Annotated in this window: 22 protein-coding genes; 17 read left to right on the top strand and 5 right to left on the bottom strand. The window is 73.9% G+C overall.

Annotated features, from left to right (window positions below):
* Nucleotide 1: 1 nt before the first annotated feature.
* From xdhC to FJR00_RS13270, 3 genes are read left to right on the top strand one after another with little or no spacing between them, the layout of a single operon-like run.
* Nucleotides 2–856 (top strand): xanthine dehydrogenase accessory protein XdhC, encoded by an 855-nt coding sequence (gene xdhC, locus FJR00_RS13280; RefSeq protein WP_141339134.1) that lies wholly within the window; start codon nucleotides 2–4, stop codon nucleotides 854–856.
* Nucleotides 853–2,718, top strand: a complete 1,866-nt coding sequence (locus tag FJR00_RS13275) for a glycosyltransferase (protein WP_141339133.1) — start codon at nucleotides 853–855, stop codon at nucleotides 2,716–2,718. Before xdhC ends, FJR00_RS13275 begins: the two co-directional genes overlap by 4 nt.
* Entirely contained in the window at nucleotides 2,715–4,019 is a 1,305-nt protein-coding gene (locus FJR00_RS13270) for a nucleotide disphospho-sugar-binding domain-containing protein (RefSeq protein WP_141339132.1), read from the top strand. The genes FJR00_RS13275 and FJR00_RS13270 overlap by 4 nt, the downstream gene beginning before the upstream one ends.
* Nucleotides 4,020–4,040: 21 nt before the next feature.
* Here the strand turns inward: FJR00_RS13270 and FJR00_RS13265 are convergent, their stop codons facing one another.
* Nucleotides 4,041–4,688, bottom strand: coding sequence for a histidine phosphatase family protein (locus tag FJR00_RS13265; RefSeq protein ID WP_238330488.1), 648 nt, complete (start codon nucleotides 4,686–4,688; stop codon nucleotides 4,041–4,043).
* A 78-nt stretch (nucleotides 4,689–4,766) separates the two neighbouring features.
* On the opposite strand from FJR00_RS13265, the gene FJR00_RS13260 reads away from it, so the two are divergent.
* Both FJR00_RS13260 and FJR00_RS13255 read left to right on the top strand, forming a co-directional pair.
* Nucleotides 4,767–5,312, top strand: a complete 546-nt coding sequence (locus FJR00_RS13260) for a PadR family transcriptional regulator (protein WP_141339131.1) — start codon at nucleotides 4,767–4,769, stop codon at nucleotides 5,310–5,312.
* Nucleotides 5,313–5,355: 43 nt separating this feature from the next.
* Nucleotides 5,356–7,038, top strand: a complete 1,683-nt coding sequence (locus tag FJR00_RS13255) for an ABC1 kinase family protein (RefSeq protein ID WP_141339130.1) — start codon at nucleotides 5,356–5,358, stop codon at nucleotides 7,036–7,038.
* 3 nt (nucleotides 7,039–7,041) lie between these two features.
* Here the strand turns inward: FJR00_RS13255 and FJR00_RS13250 are convergent, their stop codons facing one another.
* The 3 genes from FJR00_RS13250 to FJR00_RS13240 form a co-directional block, all read right to left on the bottom strand.
* The gene (locus tag FJR00_RS13250; RefSeq protein ID WP_141339129.1) at nucleotides 7,042–7,251 is read right to left on the bottom strand and encodes a DUF6767 domain-containing protein; all 210 of its coding nucleotides are present in this window, start codon (nucleotides 7,249–7,251) and stop codon (nucleotides 7,042–7,044) included.
* Between the two features lie 60 nt (nucleotides 7,252–7,311).
* Nucleotides 7,312–7,914 (bottom strand): CueP family metal-binding protein, encoded by a 603-nt coding sequence (locus FJR00_RS13245; protein ID WP_141339128.1) that lies wholly within the window; start codon nucleotides 7,912–7,914, stop codon nucleotides 7,312–7,314.
* Nucleotides 7,915–8,037: 123 nt separating this feature from the next.
* A complete protein-coding gene (locus FJR00_RS13240) occupies nucleotides 8,038–8,778 on the bottom strand; it encodes a Crp/Fnr family transcriptional regulator (protein ID WP_141339127.1) in 741 nt (246 codons plus the stop codon).
* Nucleotides 8,779–8,907: 129 nt separating this feature from the next.
* Here FJR00_RS13240 and FJR00_RS13235 point away from each other — a divergent pair, with 129 nt between their 5' ends.
* The gene (locus FJR00_RS13235; RefSeq protein WP_075958044.1) at nucleotides 8,908–9,168 is read left to right on the top strand and encodes a hypothetical protein; all 261 of its coding nucleotides are present in this window, start codon (nucleotides 8,908–8,910) and stop codon (nucleotides 9,166–9,168) included.
* A 28-nt stretch (nucleotides 9,169–9,196) separates the two neighbouring features.
* Here the strand turns inward: FJR00_RS13235 and FJR00_RS13230 are convergent, their stop codons facing one another.
* Nucleotides 9,197–9,817 carry a pentapeptide repeat-containing protein gene (locus FJR00_RS13230; protein ID WP_141339126.1) on the bottom strand — a complete coding sequence of 207 codons (621 nt, stop codon included), beginning with the start codon at nucleotides 9,815–9,817 and terminating at the stop codon, nucleotides 9,197–9,199.
* 82 nt (nucleotides 9,818–9,899) lie between these two features.
* On the opposite strand from FJR00_RS13230, the gene FJR00_RS13225 reads away from it, so the two are divergent.
* The 11 genes from FJR00_RS13225 (at nucleotide 9,900) to FJR00_RS15810 (ending at nucleotide 20,637) form a co-directional block, all read left to right on the top strand.
* A complete protein-coding gene (locus tag FJR00_RS13225; RefSeq protein ID WP_075958048.1) occupies nucleotides 9,900–10,520 on the top strand; it encodes a nucleotidyltransferase family protein in 621 nt (206 codons plus the stop codon).
* Nucleotides 10,521–10,630: 110 nt separating this feature from the next.
* Nucleotides 10,631–12,205, top strand: a complete 1,575-nt coding sequence (locus FJR00_RS16390) for an HNH endonuclease (RefSeq protein ID WP_181409624.1) — start codon at nucleotides 10,631–10,633, stop codon at nucleotides 12,203–12,205.
* A 147-nt stretch (nucleotides 12,206–12,352) separates the two neighbouring features.
* The gene (locus FJR00_RS13215) at nucleotides 12,353–13,258 is read left to right on the top strand and encodes an AAA family ATPase (RefSeq protein ID WP_238330487.1); all 906 of its coding nucleotides are present in this window, start codon (nucleotides 12,353–12,355) and stop codon (nucleotides 13,256–13,258) included.
* Entirely contained in the window at nucleotides 13,255–14,367 is a 1,113-nt protein-coding gene (locus FJR00_RS13210; RefSeq protein WP_141339124.1) for a vWA domain-containing protein, read from the top strand. Before FJR00_RS13215 ends, FJR00_RS13210 begins: the two co-directional genes overlap by 4 nt.
* Nucleotides 14,360–15,514, top strand: coding sequence for an XdhC family protein (locus FJR00_RS13205; protein ID WP_141339123.1), 1,155 nt, complete (start codon nucleotides 14,360–14,362; stop codon nucleotides 15,512–15,514). The genes FJR00_RS13210 and FJR00_RS13205 overlap by 8 nt, the downstream gene beginning before the upstream one ends.
* Before the next feature lie 146 nt (nucleotides 15,515–15,660).
* Nucleotides 15,661–18,108, top strand: a complete 2,448-nt coding sequence (locus FJR00_RS13200; protein WP_141339122.1) for a nitric-oxide reductase large subunit — start codon at nucleotides 15,661–15,663, stop codon at nucleotides 18,106–18,108.
* The gene (locus FJR00_RS13195) at nucleotides 18,105–18,809 is read left to right on the top strand and encodes a hypothetical protein (RefSeq protein WP_141339121.1); all 705 of its coding nucleotides are present in this window, start codon (nucleotides 18,105–18,107) and stop codon (nucleotides 18,807–18,809) included. Before FJR00_RS13200 ends, FJR00_RS13195 begins: the two co-directional genes overlap by 4 nt.
* Nucleotides 18,802–19,680, top strand: coding sequence for a slipin family protein (locus FJR00_RS13190; RefSeq protein ID WP_141339120.1), 879 nt, complete (start codon nucleotides 18,802–18,804; stop codon nucleotides 19,678–19,680). Before FJR00_RS13195 ends, FJR00_RS13190 begins: the two co-directional genes overlap by 8 nt.
* A complete protein-coding gene (locus FJR00_RS13185; protein WP_141339119.1) occupies nucleotides 19,677–20,015 on the top strand; it encodes a hypothetical protein in 339 nt (112 codons plus the stop codon). Before FJR00_RS13190 ends, FJR00_RS13185 begins: the two co-directional genes overlap by 4 nt.
* The gene (locus FJR00_RS13180; protein WP_202876672.1) at nucleotides 20,012–20,467 is read left to right on the top strand and encodes a hypothetical protein; all 456 of its coding nucleotides are present in this window, start codon (nucleotides 20,012–20,014) and stop codon (nucleotides 20,465–20,467) included. Before FJR00_RS13185 ends, FJR00_RS13180 begins: the two co-directional genes overlap by 4 nt.
* The gene (locus FJR00_RS15810; RefSeq protein ID WP_181409623.1) at nucleotides 20,464–20,637 is read left to right on the top strand and encodes a hypothetical protein; all 174 of its coding nucleotides are present in this window, start codon (nucleotides 20,464–20,466) and stop codon (nucleotides 20,635–20,637) included. The genes FJR00_RS13180 and FJR00_RS15810 overlap by 4 nt, the downstream gene beginning before the upstream one ends.
* Nucleotides 20,638–20,696 lie beyond the last annotated feature (59 nt).

Here is a 20,696-nt window from a genome sequence, read left to right as displayed (position 1 = left end):
CGTGCGCTGGCTCCGGGCGGCGGTCGACCTGCGGGACCGCCGGGAACCGGGGGTCCTGATCACCGTGACGGCCGTGCGCGGCCATGCGCCGCGCGAGGCCGGTGCCAAGATGGTCGTGGGAAGGACCCGGACCTGGGACACGATCGGTGGGGGGAACCTCGAGGCCGTCGCCGTCGAGCGCGCCCGGGAGATGCTCGAGGACCGCTGCGCCAGGCCGGAGACGTTCACGACGTCGCTGTCCGAGAAGGCCCCATCACCGCACGGGGTCCAGTGCTGCGGCGGCGAGGTGACCGTCCTGCTGGAGCCGCTCCCGGTCCCCCCGGCCGTGGCGATCTTCGGCATGGGGCACGTCGGGCACGAGCTCGCCCGCATCCTGGCCCGGCACGACCTGGACCTGCACCTGGTCGACACCCGACCCGGCCGGCTGGACCCCGAGCGGCTCGCCCCGCTGGCGGACGCCGACGCCCGGGTCCACCCGCACCCCGTCCCCGTCCTGCCCGAGCTCGTCCTGGGCGAGCTGCCGGCCGGCACCCAGGTGCTCGTCATGACGCACGACCACGCCGAGGACGCCGCCGTCGTGGACGCGGCCCTGCGTACCGAGGGCCTGGGCACCATCGGGCTCATCGGCTCGGCGACCAAGTGGGCCCGGCTCCGCCGTCGCCTTGTCGTCGAGGGCGGCCTCGCGGAGGAGGTCGTGGACCGCGTCGTCACGCCCGTCGGGATGCCGGGCCTCGGCGGTCGCGACCCGGCGACCATCGCGCTGGGCGTGGCCGCCGACCTGCTCCTGCGGTCCGCCGCCGGGCCGTCGACGGCGGTGGCACCGGGGGAGGGGAGAGCCACCGCAGCCGGCCCGTGACCACCCTCCGTGCCTCCAGGACCCAGGAGGCCCTGGACGTCGTCCGCGACGCACCCTCCCTGCTCGCGGGCATCGAGGCCTTCGACGCGGTCGCGCTCGCCGCCCGTCAGGACGGTGCGGCCGCCGGTCCGGTCCTGCAGCGGGCCGTCGACGACCCCGCCGACGACCTCGCCGCGATCGCGGCCGTGCACGCGGCGGCCGGCGGAGCGCGGACGGCCACGCCGCTGGTCCTGCCCCTCCTGAGCTCACCGGTGCCCTTCCTGCGCGAGCACGCCGCCTGGGCCCTCGGCTTCGGCCCGCCGCTGCCGGCGGCCGTGCCTCGTCTGACCGGGCTGGCCGCCGCCGGGGGGTTCACGGGGACCCTGGCCGCGGCGACCCTCGAGGCGTGGGACACCTCACCACGCGGGCGCCCCGACGGTCGGGGCGGGGCGGCGCCTCGTGCCGAGGGCCTGACCGTCGCCCAGCTCTTCCTGCACGCCGACATCGACGGCAGCCTGCAGAGCGCGGGGAAGGGGGACACCGGCGGGATCGCGACGCTGCTCGTGCACCTGGGCGACGCGCTCCTGGCCGACCCCCGCGTGTCCCGGGTGCTGACCCTCTCGCGCAGCCACCACGGCCAGGACCGCACCCCTGCCGACCTCCGGGCCCCCGGGCACCACTACGTCGGCGTGCCCCTGCCGGGGCCCGTCCGGCACTCCGCCGACACCTGGCACCTGCGCGACGCCGTGCGACGGGGGCTGCGCGAGGTCCTGACCGCCGCCGGGCCCGTCGACGTGCTCCACCTGCGCATGGCCGACGTCGGCTCCTGGGCCGCGGCCGAGGTCGCGGCCGAGCTGGGCATCCCGACGGTGCTCACGCTCGCCCCCGACCCCCACGCCCTCGTCGCCGCCCGCGAGGCCGCGGGCGCCCTCACCCGGGCCACGTTCGGCCCGGTCGACCACGCCGAGCACCTCGTCTTCCGGGTCCGGCTCCTGCGCGACCTGGCCGCCCGGTCCGCCCACCTCGTCGCCCTGCCCAGGCCCGACCTCGAGCGCGACCTGAGGGACCTGCTCCACCTGGACCCCGAGGCCGAGGCGCAGCGGCTCAGCGTCGTGCCCGAGGGGATCGACCTCGGCCCCCTCCGGCGCGCCGCCCGCGCGGTGACGACCACCGGGCGCGACGTCATACCCCCCGCCTCCCGGGAGGACCTCGCGGAGCTGGACGCGGTCCTGTGCGCCCTGCCACCCGCACGGCGCGGCCTGCCCCTGCTCGTCTCCGTCGGACGGCTGCACCGGGTCAAGGGGATGGCGACCCTCGTCGAGGCGTGGGCCCGAGACCCCCGGTGCGCGCGGCGCTGCAACCTGCTGCTGGTGGGCGGTGACCTGGCGGACCCGACCGACGACGAGGAGGAGCAGCTCTCCCTCGTCGCCGAGACCGTCCCCCCGGGCGAGGAGGCCGGCCGGGGCCTGCTGCTCGCCGGACACCGTCCCAACGAGACCGTGGCGACCTGGCTGGCCGCGGTCCGGCACGGCCGCCCGGGGCTCGCCGCCGCAGGCGGGGTGTACGTGTCGGCCAGCCTCAAGGAGGAGTTCGGCATCGCCATCCTCGAGGCGATGGCGTCCGGCCTCGTGGTGGTCGCTCCTCGGGTGGGCGGACCGGCCACCTACGTCGAGCACGGGGTCACCGGCCTGCTCGTCGACACCACCTCCCAGGACGCCCTGGCCGAGGCCGTGGTCACCGCCCTGGACCTGGCCGTCGCGCCCGGGGCGGCGGCTCGGGCCGAGCACGCGCGCACGATGGTGGCCGAGCGGTTCGGGATCGGCACGATGGCCGCGTCGCTGGCCGGCATCTACGACCGTGTCCACCGGGAGGCCCCGTCGTGACGCTGCTCGTCATCAGTCCCGACTACGCCTCCCACCTGCTGCCGCTCGCGACCCTGGCGACCGCGTGGGCCGATGCGGGCGAACAGGTCGTCGTGGCCACCGGTCCGAGCACGGAGGGGATCGTGCGGCGGTTCGGCTTCGAGCGCGCCCACCTGCAGCTCGGCCGCGGGTCCAACCCGGGCGTGATCCGGGCGGAGGACCAGCCCCCGGGCGAGGACGACGCGCTGCGCGGCTTCTTCGAGGCGACCCGACGGGGAGCCGTGCAGACCCTGGCCTTCCAGGCCGACGCGCGCGGGGACGACCTGCTCTGGGAGCCGCTCGCCGTCGCCCGCGAGGTGCAGCGCGTGGTCGACCGGGTGCGGCCCGACGAGGTGATCGTCGACCACCTCGCGTTCAGCGCACGCCTGGCGCTCATGGCCTCCGGCGTCCGGCACGGGGACGTGGTCCTCGGGCACCCGACGGCGTTGACGGTCGGGGACGAGGTGTACGGCTTCCCGCCGGCCTGGCCGCAGGTGCTGCAGCCGGACCCGGAGGCGCTGCTCGACCTGCGGCGACGTTGCGAGCGGGTGCGCGACGGGTTCACCGAGCGGTGGAACGCGGCCCTGGCGCAGCTCGACCCCGCAGCCCCGGCGAGCGACGACGCGTTCGCCGAGTCCGGGGACGTGCTGCTGCTGAACTACCCCGCTGAGCTGCACCCGCCGGCCCGCACGGCACTGCTCGGGGAGCACGCCTTCCTCGGCTCGGCGGTCCGCGCCGAGCGGCCCGACGACGAGGTGGCCGCCTGGCTCGCGCGGACGGGGCCTCCCGTGGTCTACGTGAGCCTGGGCAGCTTCCTCTCGGTGCGCTCCGACGTGCTCGCCCGTGTCGCCGAGGCGCTGCGAGGTCTGGACGTGCGCGTGGCCCTGGCCAGCGGGTCGACGAGCAGGTCGGACCTCGGACCGGTGCCCGGGTCGTGGCTGGTCCGCGCCGAGCTGCCGCAGGTCAGCCTGCTCGGGCACGCCGCGCTGGCCGTGACGCACGGGGGGAACAACAGCGTCACCGAGGCGCTGACCGCGGGGGTCCCGCTCCTGCTGCTGCCGATGTCCACGGACCAGTTCTCCGGCGCGGCCGCCCTCGAGGACGCCGGGCTGGGCGCGGCGTTGGACCCCAACGCCGCGACGCCGGAGCAGATCCGCTCCGCAGCGGTCCGGCTGCTGGACCTGCCGTCCGACGCGGCGGGTCGGCTCGCGCGGCTGGCCGGGGAGCTGACCGCCGAGCCGGGCCCGGGGAGGGCCCGCGCCACGCTCCTGGCCGACCCGTGAGGCGCGCCACGGGAGCGGGTCTCACCGGTGGCGGTTCCAGGCCTCGACCACCGGGTCCTCGTGGTGATGGCCCAGGATCCCGACCGCGCCCACCTCGAACGTCAGGTGCGCACCGAACCGGGGTGCCTGCCGCAGGTAGACGGCGGTGAGCACCCGCAGGGCGTGCCCGTGCCCCACGAGGCAGACGTCGCCCTCGAAGAGCAGCGGCCAGATCCGGTCCAGGACGCGGCTGGCCCGGGCGGAGACCTCCTCGACCGTCTCGCCCGGGGTCTCACCGGGGACGACGCCGTGCTCGAAGACGGTCCAGTGGTAGTCGAGCTCCGCGCGGATGTCGGGGGTGGAGCGGCCCTCGTAAGCGCCGTAGTCCCACTCGACGAGGTCCTCGTCCAGCTCGTCGACCGTCAGGCCCGCGAGCTCGGCCGTCGTCCGCGCCCGCCGGAGCGGGGAGGAGCGCACGTGCACGAAGCTCCTCCCGCCCAGGAGGTCGGCGAGGCCGCGGGCCGCCTCCTCGCCCTCGGGCAGGAGCTCGAGGTCGGTCAGGCCGGTGTGCTGGCCGGTGCGTGACCACTCCGTCTCGCCGTGGCGGACCAGCACGAGCCGGCCGGAGGGGATGGCCGGTCCGGCCATGGTGGGCTCGGTCGGCGGTCCGGGGGAGTGGTCCTCGGTCATCGGCGCACCCTACGCCGCCGTCGCAGTGGTAGGTTGACGATAGATGGCGATATGTCGTTCATCCTCCAGGAGGCTCCCATGACCCGGCACCACCCTCTCGACGAGACCGGCTGGGGCCAGCACGGACTCCCGTCCCTCCTCTCGATGGCCCAGCAGTTCCAGGGGCTGGCCGGCCAGTCGGCGCAGCGAGCCCGTCGCGGCGACGTGCGCACGGCCGTCCTGCGGCTCCTGGCGGAGGAGCCGATGCACGGCTACCAGATCATCGGCGAGCTGGCGGAGCGCAGCGGCGGCGCCTGGACCCCCTCGGCGGGTTCGGTCTACCCGACGCTGCAGCTGCTGGCCGACGAGGGCCTGGTCGTCGCCGAGCCGGTCGGGGGCAAGAAGGTCCACCGGCTCACCGAGGCGGGCACCGACGCGGCCGCCCAGCTGGCCGCCGGCCGGGCCCCGTGGGACGAGGCGGCCGACACCGTCGCGGACGGCACCGGCTACCGTCAGGCCGTGGGCCGGTTGATGCAGGCGGTGCTCCAGGTCGGCAGGACCGGTTCGCCGCACCAGGTCTCCGCGGCCGTGGACGTGCTCAAGGACGCCCGCAAACGGCTCTACGCCATCCTCGCCGAGGACTGAACCTGGGCACCCCGACCCGCCCGCGACCGCGTCCGGAGGACCGATGACGAGCTCGGACCTGCGCGCCCGCTACCGGCGGATCGTGCTGTTCTTCGCGCGGGTCACGGCCGGGTTCATCTGGTGGGAGCTCGTGCTGCCGCGCCTGGGGCTGCGACGCCTGGCGGTGCGCACGCGGACGGAGCGGGGCCGCCGCGCCGCCGTCCGCTTCCGTGCCCTCGCGGTGTCGATGGGCGGGCTGATGATCAAGGTCGGCCAGTTCCTCTCGGCCCGGCTCGACGTCCTGCCCCCCGAGATCACCCAGGAGCTGTCCGGCCTCCAGGACGAGGTGCCGCCCGTCGCGTTCGACGCCGTCCGCGAGGTGGCCGAGTCCGAGCTCGCCGTCCCGCTGGCCCAGCACTTCGCCCACTTCGACCAGACCCCCCTGGCGGCGGCCTCCCTCGGTCAGGTCCACCGCGCCCGGCTGCACCCCGCCGACGCCGCCGAGCAGGGTTTCGCCGACGTCGTCGTCAAGGTCCAGCGGCCGCACATCCAGCAGGTCGTGGAGGTCGACCTCGCGGCGCTGCGGCGGGTCGGGGGCTGGATGCAGCGCTACCGGCCCATCCGGGAGCGGGCCGACGTGCCGGCCCTGCTGGAGGAGTTCGCGACCACCACGCTGCAGGAGGTCGACTACCTGGCCGAGGGGGCCAGCGCCGAGACCTTCGCCGCCAACTTCGCCGAGGACCCGCGCGTCTCCATACCCTCCGTCGTGTGGGAGCTCAGCGGCCGCCGCGTGCTCACCCTGCAGGACGTCTCGGCGATCAAGCTGGGGGACCACGAGGCCATCACCGCGGCCGGCATCGACCGCGCGGAGGTCGCGCAGGTGCTGGCGGACACCTACCTGCAGCAGATCTTCACCGACGGGTTCTTCCACGCCGACCCGCACCCGGGGAACCTTTTCGTCACTCCGCGCCCGGACGCCGGACCCGGCGAGCCCGGCTGGACGCTGACCTTCATCGACTTCGGCATGGTGGGGCACGTGCCCGAGGAGCTGCGCGGCGGACTGCGGGACCTGGTCGTCGCGGCGGGGCTGCGGGACGGCGGCCGCTTGGTCGCGGGTCTGCGCCGACTGGACCTGCTCCTGCCCGACGCCGACCTGGCGGCGATCGAGGTGGCCGCCGGCCAGGTGTTCGAGCGCTTCGGGGGGCTGCGGATGGACGAGCTGCAGCAGATCAGTCCCGAGGAGATGGTCCGCTTCGGGATGCAGTTCCGCGAGCTGCTGCTGGCGCTGCCGTTCCAGGTCCCCGAGAACCTGCTGCTGCTGGGCCGGTCGGTGGGCATCCTGTCGGGCATCTGCACGGGCTTGGACCCCGAGTTCGACGTCTGGGGGACCATCACGCCCTACGCCACGCAGCTCCTGGAGGACGAGCGGGAGGGCCTGTCGCAGACCGTGGTCACCGAGGCCCTCGCCCTCGGCCGGCTCCTGCTCGTCCTGCCCCGGCGGGCCGACCGCGTCCTGACGATGGCCGAGCGGGGGGAGCTGGAGGTCAGGACGCCCACCCTCACCAGGCAGGTGCGCCGGCTCGAGCGGACCGTCGCCCGCACCAACGGGGTGCTCGTGTTCGCGGCGCTGCTCGTGGCAGGGGCGGTGCTCACCGGGTCCGACCCGGGGACGGGTCGGCTGCTCATGGGGGTGTCCGTGCTGCCGCTGGCCTGGGTCGGGCTGAGCGCCCTTCGGCGGGACCGCTGAGCCTCAGCGGAGCGAGCCCCGGGCGTCCCTCTCGGCGGCGCGGTGGGCGGTGCGGCGCCCGGCCAGCTCGGCGGCCATCTCGGGATCGTCCTGCACCAGGTAGACCAGGCCGCAGTCCTGCGGACCGGTCGCGCCGGGGAAGCAGAGCGTGCACGGCTCGCCCACGCGGATGGGGCAGCGGGGGACGGGACGGCGGCGGGCGGAGGTGCTCACGTCAGGTCAACGCCACGGTGCACGGACTTCATCCCGGGGGCGCGCCGGGGTGGCTCGGCGTCACGCCTCCAGCTGGAGGGTCGTGATGCAGGTGGGGCTGCCCTCGGTTGTGGCGAAGGGCACGGTGCCGGTGGCCCCGTCGTGCTCGACCTCGAGCGTGCCGACCAGGTCCCGCGGCACCCAGAACCCGACGAAGCCGTTGGCATAGGTGGTCGTCGTCTCGTCGACCACGACCGTCCCGTCGTCGGCGACGATGCGGACGGTGACCTCCTCGCCGGCCAGCTCGCCCTGGCAGGTGGCCAGCGAGTGGTAGAAGCACTGGTGGGTCTGCTCCCGGAACGGTGCGACCGAGACGTAGAACTCGTCCTCCGGCAGGGGCATCGCCACCTCCTGCTGGCCGTCGCCGAGGAGCAGGACGTCCTCACGGACGGAGGCGGTCAGCGGGAGAGGTCGGGCCTGGCTGCTGGCGTCGAGCTCGTCGACGACGGTGCGCCCGTCCACGCCCGCCAGCCCTACCTGCTCGAGGATGGCGTCGGCCGATGCCTGGTCCGTCCCCTGGGTGGACGAGGCCGCGGGTGCCGGGCCAGGGTCGGTGGTGGAGCATCCGGCGAGGACCGTCGCAGCGGCCAGGCCGAGGGGGACGAGGGGGCGGAGGATGCGCATCAGGGTCTCCCGAGAAGTGGTGCCCGGGTGCTTCCGCCGGGCCTGGGACGATATTACTATGATTGGTCGGAGAGTGTTCGGGTTCAGCGTATGTCGTGCGTCACGCCACGGCGGACGTGCGCCTCAGTCCTGTCCTCCCAGCGCGAGCAGCGCGTCGACGTCGAGGAGGGTGACGCGCCGGCCGGGTCCCAGGGAGATCACCCCCGAGTCGCTGAGGCGACGCAGCTGGCGGCTCAGGGACTCGGGGGTGGTGTCCAGCAGCGAGGCGACGTCCTTCTTCGCCAGGGGCAGCTCCACCTCGAGCCGGTCGTCCGCGCGGCGCGCCGGCAGGGAGAGCAGGTGGTCCGCCAGCCGGGCGGAGACGTCGGAGGAGATCGCCGCGCCGAGACGCTCCTCGGTGCGGCTCAGGCGACGGCTGAGCGTCTGCAGCATGCGCAGCCCGATGCTGGGATGACGCCCGACGAGCTCGTGCAGCTCCTGGTGTCGGAAGACGCACAGACTCGTCGCCTCGACGGCGCTCGCCGTGTGATCGGGACGCCCGCCGTCGAGGAAGGCCGCCTCGCCGACGAAGTCGCCCGGACCCAGCACGCGGACGATCTGCTCGTGGCCGTCGGCGGTGACGCGGGAGATCTTGACGCGCCCTGTGTGCACCACCATGAGCTGGGAGACGTCCTGCCCGGCCGTGTAGACGATCTCGTCCCGTCCGAGCCTGGTCGGTCGGGCGACGGTGGCGACCTGCTCCTGCTCGGCCCGGGTCAGTCCCTGGAAGAGCGGGACGCGTGCGACGCACAGGTCGTCCTGGTGGACAGGCAGCTGCCGCCGTCCGGCGGGCACCCCCACGCCGGTGCCGGGTGCGGACGACATGGCCACCACCTCCTCCGGGGCCAGTATGCCTGCGGGCCCCGTCACCCCCACCCTCGACGTCCCGACGTCCCGAGGTGCCGCTGCCCGAGGTCCGGTCCACACTGGGAGAACCCGACCCGAGGAGGATCCATGAGCGGAGATCTCGAGCACCAGCGGCGTGAGGCCCGGGAGGAGCTGTCCAGCCAGGGTGCCGGCATGGGCCTGGACGACGAGCCCACCACCTTCGAACCCGAGGAGGATCCCGAGGCCGTCGAGGACGACGACCCGAGCCGCGTCCTGCCCGACGAGGAACGGCCGGTCGGCGACGCCGAGTCCGAGGAGGAGCGGCTGCTGCCGGACGAGGAGCGGCGGGTGCCCGACCTCGCCCCGGAGGTGGACGCGCCCGACTGAGGGCGCGACCGCATACCTGGCGGGGTTCCTAGGCGTCCGTGTCCACCACGGCTCCGAGGGACCCCGCCAGCGCGACGGCCCCCACGACGTCCAGGCGCACCCCGCGGACGCCGGCGTCCTCCAGGTCGGCGGCCGAGAGACGGCAGCCGCGAAGGTCGGCGCCCTCGAGCCGGGCGCGGCGCAGGTCGGCTCCGGTGAGGTCGGCCCCACGAAGGTCCACGTCGCGCAGGTCTGCTCCCGAGAGGTCGGCCTCCACGAGACGGAGTCCGGACAGCGTCTGCTCCCGCAGGTCCGCGTCCACCAGCGACACGCCCCACCACGAACCCCCACGGACCGTGACCGGCTTCCACGAGCAGGCGACGAACACGCCGCCGTCCCAGCGGCAGCCGTCGAGGGTGGCGTCGAAGAAGGAGCAGGCGGTGAACGTGCACGCCGCGAACGACGACTGCTCGACCGTCGCGGCGTTGAAGCGGACCCGTTCGAACGTGCACTCCTGGAAACGGCAGCTCCGGACGAGAGCCTCGGTGAGGTCCACGTCCACGAAGGTGCATCCCTGCCAGGAGCGGTCCGCGAGCTCGGTGCCGTACCAGTCCTCGTCGACCACCCGGGAGCCGACCTCTGCTGCGGGGGTGTGGCCGGCGGGGTCCATCGGTCCATCCTGCACCGGAGGAGCGAGGCGTGCGGACCGAGGGGCTGCGAGTGCGGTGCGGGCCGTCAGGGACACTGGGCCGATGAGCCCGACGACAGGACTGCTGCTGGCGGCGGGGGAGGGGCGACGCTACGGGATGCCCAAGGCGCTGGTCGCCGACTCCGAGGGACCGTGGGTCCACCGTGCCGCCCGGGCCCTGCTCGACGGCGGGTGCCAGGACGTGCTCGTCGTCACGGGGGCCCGCGCGGAAGAGGTCGAGCAGCTGCTCGGGCAGATGCCGGAGTGGGGGACCGGGCAGGTCGCGGCGGTGCGGTGCGGGACCTGGGCGCGTGGGATGGGCGCCTCCCTGCGATCGGGGCTCACCTCGCTCGCGACCCGTGGGCGGACGGTGCCCCGCCGCGCGGTGGTCCACCTCGTCGACCTCCCGGACGTGGGTGCCCCCGTCGTGGAGCGCCTGCTGCGCGAGGCCGACGCCCATGGCGAGCAGACGGGGCAGGTGGCCCGGGCCGCCTACGAGGGCCGGCCGGGGCATCCGGTGGTGCTCGGCCAGCGTCACTGGGAGGGGGTCCTGGGCGGAGCTGCCGGGGACGCCGGGGCGCGGAGCTACCTCAGACGCGTCGAGCCGTTGCTCGTGGAGTGCGGCGACCTGGCGACGGGGGAGGACGTGGACGAACCGAGATCAGGAACGGCCGCCCTCACGTAGATCTCGTACGCGTGTTCGAGGGTGTGTCGGTGGGGTCTTCTAGTGTGTTGGGTACGAGGTGGAGCCGGGGAAGGGGTTCTGCCGTTGGACCACCGGAGGGGGTGGGGGACGTGGACGCAGGACCGGAGGGGACCGGCACCGGGCCGGGGGAGCCGGGGCTGGCCGAGGCGGTGCGGTCCCTGACCCGGGCGTTGGCGGGGGCGCGGGTGTCGGGGATCGACGATGCGGGGCTGCTGGATCTGGTGGAGGGGCTGGAGCTGCTGGTCCGGGCAGCCGGCGCGGCCAGCGCCCGGGCGCAGGTCACCTTCGGCGCCTCCCAGGTCGCCGCCCAGGCCCGGGAGGGGGTCCCGGCCTCCCGGCGGGGCCGGGCGGTGGCCGACGACCTGGCCACCGCGCGGCGCACCTCGCCGTACTGGGCCGGGCGGGAGCTGACCGCAGCGAGGGCCCTGGTCACCGAGATGCCGGCCACGTTCGCCGCGCTGGCGGCCGGGACGATCAGCCCGGCCCAGGCCCGCCTGGTCACCGAGGCCACCACCTGCCTGGACCCCGGCGACCGGGCGCAGGTCGACTCGCGGCTGGCCGGGTCGCTGGAGGGGGCTTCTACCAAGCAGATCGTGGCCGCGGCCCGGGCGTTGGCCTACGAGGTCGACCCGGCCGGGTTCGTGGGCCGTGCCCGTGCGGCGGCGGCCGAGCGGGGCGTGTCCGTGCGCCCGGCCCCGGACGTGATGGGCCTGCTCAGCGCCCGGCTGCCCGCGCCGCAGGCGATCGCGACCCACCAGGTGCTGCGCGCCCACGCCGAGGGCGCCCGCGCCGCCGGTGACCCGCGCACCCTGAACCAGCTGATGGCCGACGAGCTGGTCGCCCGGGTCACCGGCCGCAGCGTCGTGGACGGCATCGACGTCGAGGTCGGCCTGGTCCTCACCGACGCGACCCTGCTCGCCGGCGACCCGGCCGCGGCCGACCTGACCGGGTACGGGCCCCTGCCCGCCGACCTGGCCCGCGACCTGCTCACCCCCACCGACCCCCAGGACGACCCCCACGTCGACGACGAGGCCGGCGCCGGCCCCCAGGACGGCCCCGGCGAGGAGCAGAGGAGCACCGGGACGGCTCCCGTGCCGTGCCCGGCCGGAGGCCGGTGCACCGACGCAGCCTGCACCGCCGTCCACGGCGGCACACCCCCCGGACCACCCCTCCCGACCCCGCCGGCCGGTACGGCCAGCTCGACCCCGCCCACCGGCACCGCCGGCCCCGGGGAACGGTCCGTCCCGGACCCGGACCCGGGCCTGGCCCGGGCGGCCCAGGTCTGGCTGCGCCGGCTCTACACCGACCCGGTCACCGGCACCCTGACCGTGCGCGACCCCCGCCGGCGGGCCTTCACCGGCAACCTGCGCGCCACCCTCATCGCCCGCGGCCGCTACTGCGCCACCCCCTGGTGCGGAGCCCCGATCCGCCACCTGGACCACATCACCCGCTACCGCCACGGCGGCACCACCACCACCGACAACGCCCGCGGCCTGTGCGCCCGCTGCAACCTGGCCCGCGAGCACCCCCGCCACGCCGACCCACCACCACAGTCCTACCAGGACCCACCACCGCTCCTGGACACCTTCCACGGCCGACCACCCACCACCGCACCACCACCCCCCCACCCACCCCACCGACAACAGCGACCACGACCAGGATGACCCCCTCCCACGCAGCGCCTGACCGGGCACCGGCAGGCACCCACCAGGACCTCGCGCACCTGAGGCCCCGAAGACCCGGCGCGCGGTCGGGCCACGAGGACCCCACCCGGGTGGACGCTGCCGCGTCGCGTCGGTCATGCTCGCCTCATGCAGCAGTCCGACGTCATGGCCGATCCGCAGGTGCTCGCCGAGGGGTTGGCCACGACCGGGTACCTCAGCGACGAGGGCCTGGCGACGATCACCTGGCTGGCGCACACCCTCCAACGGCCGCTGCTCCTGGAGGGGGAGCCCGGGACCGGCAAGACCGCCCTCGCCGAGGCGTTGGCCCAGCTGCGGGGGATCCCCCTCGTGCGGCTGCAGTGCTACGAGGGGATCGAGGCCAGCCAGGCGCTCTACGACTGGGACTTCCCACGTCAGATCCTGCACCTGAGGGTGGTCGAGGCGGCGGCGATGGCCGACCCCGACCGGAAGGTCGGCGACGTGGCGGAGCTGGAGCACGAGCTCTTCGACGAGCGGTTCCTCCAGTCGCGGCCGGTCCTGCGTGCGCTGCAGGAAGCGCCGTGCGTGCTCCTCGTCGACGAGATCGACCGGGCGGACGACGAGTTCGAGGCCTTCCTCCTGGAGGTGCTCTCGTCGTGGTCGGTGTCCATCCCCGAGCTGGGGACCATCCGGGCGACGGAGCCACCGCTGGTCGTGCTCACCTCCAACCGCACGCGCGAGCTGCACGACGCGCTGAAGCGTCGCTGCCTCTACCACTGGATCGAGCATCCTGGCATGGACCGCGAGCTGGCCATCGTGCGCACCCGGCTGCCCGAGGTGGACGAGCGGCTCGCGGCCGAGGTGGTCGGGGTCGTCCAGCGACTCCGGGCCGAGGCCGACCTCGTCAAGCCGCCGGGGGTGGCCGAGACCCTCGACTGGGCGCGCGCGCTGCACGCCCTGGGCGCCAGCACGCTCGACCCGCAGGTGGCTGCCGCGACGCTGGGCGCGGCGGTCAAGTACCGCGAGGACGCCGACCGGATCCGCGCCTCGCTGGACCGGATGCTGGCCGGATGACCGACACCGGGTGGGACATGGGCCAGGTGCTGCTCGGTTTCGCCCGGGCGTGCCGTGGAGCGGGCCTGCCCGTGACCGCCGACCGTGAGCGCACCTTTCTCCAGGCCTGCGCCGCCGTCGGCCTCGGCCGGCGGGATGCCGTCTACTGGGCCGGCCGCGGGACGCTCACGGCCTCCAACGCGGACGTGGAGCCCTACGACCGCGTCTTCAACGCCTGGTTCGCCGGCCGCCCCCTGCGGTCGATCAGCCGGCAGGAGACGCCGTCCGTCACGACGGTGCAGGCTCCGCTGGACGAGTCCGGGCTTGGAGGCGTGGACGGGCAGGAGCAGCCCGTCCTGCGGGTGGCTGCCTCCCCCGAGGAGGTCCTACGGCACCGCGACGTCGCCGGGCTCTCGCCGACCGACCGGGCCGCCCTGCGCCGACGGTTCGCCCGGCTCCGGCCACGGTCGCCCCAGCGGCGGGGACGACGGCATACCCCCCACCACCACGGAGGGGTCGACGGCCGGGCGACGGTCCGCGCCCAGCTGCGCAACCTGGGCGAGCCGGTGCGGGTCCGGCACCGGCGGCGCCGACCACGCCCCCGGCCGGTCGTGGTGCTGGTGGACGTCTCCGGGTCGATGGCCCCCTACGCGGACAGCCTGCTGCGGCTGGCCCACGTCATGGTGCAGGCGGCCCCCCGCACCACCGAGGTCTTCACCCTCGGCACCCGGCTGACCCACGTCACCCGGGCGCTGCGCGAGCGGGACCCGGACCGCGCGCTGCTGGCGGCCGGGGAGACCGTGCCCGACTGGTCCGGCGGTACCCGCCTGGGCGAGACCCTCGACGCCTTCGTCCGCCGGTGGGGCCGGCGTGGGACGGCCCGCGGCGCCGTGGTGGTCATCGTCAGCGACGGCTGGGAGCGGCAGGACCCGGCCCGGCTCGGCGAGGCGGTGCGCCAGCTGCAGGCGCTGGCCCACCGGGTCGTCTGGGTCAACCCCCACCGCGGCAAGGAGGGCTACGCCCCGGTCCAGTCGGGGATCCGTGCGGTGCTGCCGCACGTCGACGACTTCGTCTCCGGCCACACGCTGGCGACGTTCGAGGAGCTGCTGGAGGTGGTCGCCCGTGCGTGAGGTCCTGGACCGGCTGCTGGGATGGTGGCAGGAGGGTCACCAGGTGGCCCTCGCCACCGTCGTCGGCACGTGGAAGTCGGCCCCGCGCCAACCGGGTGCCGCGATGCTCGTCGGAGTCGACGGTGAGGCCGTCGGGTCCGTCTCCGGGGGATGCGTCGAGGGAGCGGTCTACGAGCTGGGCCAGCAGGTCATCGCCTCCGGCACCCCCGTCCTGCAGCGGTACGGCGTGTCCGACGACGAGGCGATGGGCGTCGGCCTGACGTGCGGCGGCATCCTCGACGTCTTCGTCGAGCGGGTCGGCCGCGAGGACTTCCCGGAGCTGGCCGAGGTCGCCGCGGACATCGCGGCGGAGGTCCCCGTGGCCGTGGCCACGGTCGTGGAGCACCCGGACCCCGGCCTGCTGGGCCGGCACCTGGTCGTCCGCCCGGAGGGGGCGGAGTCCTCCGGCACCCTCGGCTCCGCACGGGCCGACGCCGCCGTCCTCGACGACGCCCGCGGCATGCTCGCCCAGGGGCGCACCGCCACCCTCGGCTACGGGCCGGACGGGCAGCGGCGGGGTGAGGGTATGCGGGTCTTCGTCAGCTCCTACGCGCCCCGGCCGCGGATGCTCGTCTTCGGCGCGATCGACTTCGCGGCCGCCGTCGCCCGGGTGGGGACCTTCCTGGGCTACCGGGTGACGGTCTGCGACGCCCGTCCGGTCTTCGCCACGGCCAGCCGGTTCCCCGAGGCCGACGAGGTCGTGGTCTCCTGGCCCCACCGGTACGTGGAGGAGCAGGTCGCCCAGGCCGCGCTCGACCCCCGGACGGTGGCCTGCGTGCTGACCCACGACCCGAAGTTCGACGTGCCCCTGCTGGAGGCCCTGCTCGGGCCCGACGCCCCCGAGCTGGCCTACGTCGGCGCGATGGGGTCCCGCCGCACCCACGAGGACCGGCTGGCCCGCCTGCGCGAGTCCGGTCTCACCGAGGACCAGCTGGCGCGCCTGCGCAGCCCGGTCGGCCTCGACCTGGGCGCACGCACCCCCGAGGAGACGGCCGTCTCGATCGCGGCGGAGATCATCGCGACCCGGTGGGGCGGGGGCGGCGAGCCGCTCTCGACGACGACGGGCCCGATCCACACCGGCCACGAAGGTCCCGAAGGTAAAGACTAGGTAAGGGTTTCCGGCTATTTGACCGAAAGGTGCCCGGAATCGCCCCACGGACCTCCCTCGGAGGCTATGGTCCCGGGTCATTGCACCTTTTGATGTCGACGAGGACGGGTTGTCCTCGACCACGTGAGGACGGGGCGGTTCCTACCATGGTGACCATCGATCAGCAGGCCGGGCAGCGAGGACGCAACGAGCTGGCCATCTCGAAGGGATGGGTGCAGGGGGTCGCCCTGGTCTTCATCTTCGGCTTCTTCGTGATGGGGGTGCTGGCCTACCGGACCTACACCGCCTCCATGCCGCTGCCCCAGGAGGTGGTCAGCCAGGAGGGCGAGGTCGTCTTCACCGGCGAGGAGATCACCAACGGCCAGAACATCTTCCTGACCCGCGGTCTGCAGCAGTACGGCTCGATCGTCGGCCACGGTGCCTATCTCGGCCCGGACTACACCGCCGAGTACCTTCGGCTCAGCAGCGAGCACATCCTCGAGCGGCTCGAGCAGGCGGGTGTGCAGGACCCGCAGGCCGCCACGGCCGAGATGCAACGGACCAACCGGTACGACGAGGACAGCGGCGTCCTCGTCCTCACCCCCGAGCAGGTCTCCGCCTTCGACGCGATCACCGAGCACTACGCCGACTTCTTCGGCGACCCGACGACCCGGCACGGGCTGGTCCCGGACAAGATCACCGACCCCGAGCACATCCACGACCTCACCGCGTTCTACGCGTGGACGGCCTGGGCGAGCGCCGCCGAACGACCAGGGCTGGACTACTCCTACACCAACAACTGGCCGCCCGAGCCCCGCGTGAACAACCAACCCACCGCCGACATCCTCGTCTGGTCGGGCATCTCCCTGGTCGCGCTGCTGGCCGGCCTGGGCATCCTGTTCGCCGTCTACGGCCGGTGGAGCGCCAAGCTGGGCTGGAAGGGCAACGACACCACCAGCCTGCGCTTCCTGCAGCCCGGGGAGGTGGGGATCACCAAGGCGCAGAAGTCCACGGCGTGGTTCTTCCTGGTGGTGTCCATCCTGTTCCTCATCCAGGCCACCGTCGGCGCCTCCGTCGAGCACTACCGCGTCGAGCTCGAAGGCTTCTTCGGCTTCGACCTGGCCCAGATCTTCCCGTTCAACCTCGCCCGGACCTGGCACGTGCAGCTGTCCCTGCTGTGGACGGCCGCGGCCTTCCTGGCCGCGGCGATCTTCCTCGCCCCGATCATCTCGGGCCGCGAGCCCAAGGGCCAGCACTACCTGTCCTACGGGCTGCTGGGCGCCCTGGCGCTCGTGGTGGTGGGGATGTTCGGCGGCACCGCCATCAGCATCTACGGCCCCCGCTGGGCGGAGGGGTCGATCTTCTTCTCCCAGCAGTGGGAGTACCTGGACCTGCCCAGGTTCTTCCAGATCCTCCTGGTGATCGGGCTGTTCCTGTGGTTCCTCATCATCGTGCGGGCGATCCGGTCCCGGCTGCGGACCGAGTCCAAGTTCAACATGCCCTGGCTGTTCGCCTACGCGGCGCTGGCGATCCCCGCCTTCTACGCCGTGGGCCTGCTGGCGATGAACACGGTGCACCTGACCGTCGCCGAGTTCTGGCGCTTCTGGGTGGTGCACCTGTGGGTGGAGGACTTCCTGGAGCTGTTCACCACCGTGATGGTCGCCTACCTGTTCGTCATGCTCGGCGTGGTGCGCCGCAAGATCGCGATCCAGATCATCTTCCTGGACGTGATCCTCTACTCGGCCGGCGGCGTCATCGGCACCATGCACCACCTGTACTTCTCCGGCACCCCGGTCGAGCACATGGCCCTCGGTGCGGTCTTCTCGGCCCTGGAGGTCATCCCGCTCACCTTCCTGACCATCGAGGCCTGGACGTTCCTGCAGCTCGGCGCCCGGCAGGAGTCGCGCTCCAGCGCGCCCTTCCCCCACCGGTGGGCGGTCATGTTCCTGGTCGCCGTGGGCTTCTGGAACTTCCTGGGCGCCGGCGTCTTCGGCTTCCTCGTGAACCTGCCGATCGTGTCCTACTACCAGATCGGCACGGCCCTGACCGCCAACCATGCGCACGGCGCCATGATGGGCGTCTACGGGATGATGGCCGTCGGGCTGGCGCTGTTCGCGCTGCGCTACATCATCCCTCCGCAGCGCTGGCCCGACCGGCTGGCCCGGTTGTCGTTCTGGTCGCTGAACATCGGTCTGGCCTGGATGATGTTCGCCACCCTCCTGCCGCTGGGCACCATGCAGCTGTGGGCCTCGGTCAACCAGGGCTACTACGAGGCCCGCACCCTGGCCTACATCACCCAGCCCGGCAACGTGGCCCTGGAGTGGATGCGGATGCCCGGCGACGTGATCTTCCTCCTCGGTGGCATCCTGCCGTTCATCTGGATCACCTGGCTCGGCGTCCGGCACGGCGTGCGGGCCACGGTCACCCGGATGGAGCCGGAGACCCTCTTCGTCGTGGAGAGCGCCGAGGCGCACGAGGACCGCACGGGGCGGAGCGGGGCGGTGGTCGCCAGCCCGGTCGCCCCCTCGGCCGCCGGCGACGACGCGACGTCGGTGCCCCCGAGCCGGTATGCCTCGGACCGGCGCCGTGACGAGGGGCCGGGGAGGCCGTCGTGACCGCGGTCGAGCTGCCCGGGTGGCTGGGCGCCGGGTATGCCGTCGTGCTGCTGCTCGTCGCCTACGGGATCGACCTGCTCGCCCGGCGGGTGCACACCGCCAACGACGAGCACCAGACGCGCGGGTTCACCTACCACGAGGACCACGACGCGTGGCTGTGCCCCGAGGACCAGTGGCTGTGGCCGCAGTCCTTCGACCCGGAGAACCGGGTCATGCGCTACCGCGGCAGTCCCAGCGTCTGCAACTCCTGCCCCGTGAAGGACAGCTGCACGACCACGGACGACGGCCGGGAGCTGGGGCGGGCGGTCGACGCCTGGCCATCCTCGGAGTCGGCCCGGTTCCACCGGGGCATCGCCTGCGCCGTCGCCGTTCTGGCCGCCGTCTTCCCCGTGGTCACCAGCTTCACCGTCGAGCACTGGACGAGCCAGGTCCTCCTCCTGGGCACCGGCCTGCTCGTCGCGCTCGGGGGCATACCGCTGTGGTCGCACCTGCGCAACAGCCCGGTGGACCCCGAGGGGGTGCTCTTCCGGTCCTTGGACGAGAACCTCGAGGAGCGGGCGCAGGCGGTCGAGGCGGTCCGTCGCCGGCGGACGACCTACGCCTCCGACCGTCGTGCCGACCCGCACACGGACCCCGTGCCGGTCGTGCTCGGACGCACCCGGTACGCCTCGGACCGGAAGGAGGCGCAGGAGAATGCCTAGCTCGGTGGTGGCTGCCCTCGTGGTGGCCGGCGTCCTGCTGGCGCTGCTCGTCGCCTCGCTGAAGGTGGTGCGCGAGTACGAGCGGCTGGTCGTCTTCCGTCTCGGCCGGCTGCGCGGCGCGCTCGGGCCCGGCCTGGTGCTCATGCTGCCGTTCCTCGACCGGTCGGTGCGGGTGGACCAGCGGGTGGTGACCCTGACCATCCCGCCGCAGGAGGTCATCACCCGCGACAACGTGACCGCCCGGGTCAACGCCGTGGTGATGTTCAAGGTGTCCGACCCGGTGCGGTCGGTGATGGCGGTGGAGAACCACGCGGTCGCCACCTCCCAGTTCGCCCAGACCACCCTGCGCTCGGTGGTCGGGCGAGCGGACCTGGACACCCTCCTGGCCCACCGCGCCGACCTCAACGAGGACCTCTACCGCTCGATCGCCCACCAGGCCGTGCCGTGGGGCGTCGACGTCGACGTGGTCGAGATCAAGGACGTGGAGATCCCCGAGATGATGCAGCGGGCGATGGCCCGCCAGGCCGAGGCCGAGCGCGAGCGCCGGGCCAAGGTCATCAGCGCGCACGGCGAGCTCGAGGCCTCCGAGGAGCTGCGCGACGCGGCGCGGACCCTCAGCGAGGCGCCCGCGGCGCTGCAGCTGCGCTACCTGCAGACGCTGCTCGAGCTCGGCGCCGACCAGAACTCCACGGTGGTCTTCCCGCTGCCGATGGACATCGTCGGGCCCCTGCTGGGCGCGCTGGACAGGGTCGCGCCCACCGCGCAGACCCGCACCCCCGACCACGGACGCGAGGCGTCGGCAGCACGCGTCCCCTCGGCGACGAACGGCATGGCCGTGGCCGACGACCGCGCAGAAGGGCGATCCCGATGACCGACACCCACCCCACCACCCGGCGCGACGACGCGGAGGTCGTCGAGGACGACACCCCTCCGCCTCCCGGACGCCCGGTGCGGCTCGAACCCACGCCACCCGGATTCTGGCGTGCGGTCGGTGGGGCCATCCTGGCCGTGCTGGCCCCCTTCTTCGGCATCCTGATCGGCAGCACGATGGGCAACGAGGACCCCGCCTCCAGGATGGACCCCCTCTACTGGGGCTTCTTCATCGGCATCCTCGTCGGCGGCGTGGGCCTGGTGTCCGTGGGCCTCGGGGCCCGGCAGCTGATGCGCAACCCGCGCACGAGCCCGGTCGAGGAGGAGGAAGGATGACCACGCAGGCGCAGGCGCAGGCCAGCCCCCTCGCCCCGGCGGACGCCGACGCCGGACGACGGCCCCCCGAGGGCGCCGGTCACAGGTCGGACGGTGCCGCGGACCGGTGGATGCGACGGGTCCTGGGCATCGAGGGGGTCGACCGCCGGTCCGGCCAGGGTGCGCACCGCGCCTTCCGGGTGTCGGTCGTCGTCTCCGCCGTGCGCTGCGTCGTCACCTACGTCGCCGTGCCGGTCCTGCTGCCGGTCCTGAGCCTGGCCGGCTGGGTGGCCGCACCCATCGGACTGGCCCTGTGCGCCGTCGCGGCCGTCACCGGCGTGCTCAGCCTGCGACGCTTCTGGCGGGCCGACCACGCCTACCGCTGGACCTACACGGCCTTCATCACGGTCGTCCTCGTGATCCTGGCCGTCGCCACCATGACCGAGCTGGACCGGATAGGAGCGGTGCTGTGAGAACCACGCACGACCAGGGGAGCGCCCACGCCCGGCGACCTGCGGCCACCGCGGTCGACGACTGGGTCCCGGAGGACCGGGCGCCGAGCGCGGCGGAGAACAACTTCATGAGCTTCGTGCTCTTCGCCTTCCTCATCCTCTTCGGGATCAGTTGCTTCGTCCTCTTCTGACATCGCCGGCACCGGACCGTCGGAGGTATTGCGGCGGAACGTGCGACAGGGCAGGATCG

The organism is Ornithinimicrobium kibberense, from assembly GCF_006519705.1.
Lineage (GTDB): Bacteria > Actinomycetota > Actinomycetes > Actinomycetales > Dermatophilaceae > Ornithinicoccus > Ornithinicoccus kibberensis.
Note: the sequence above shows the minus strand (reverse complement) of the source record. Positions and strands in the feature narration are given on the sequence as shown.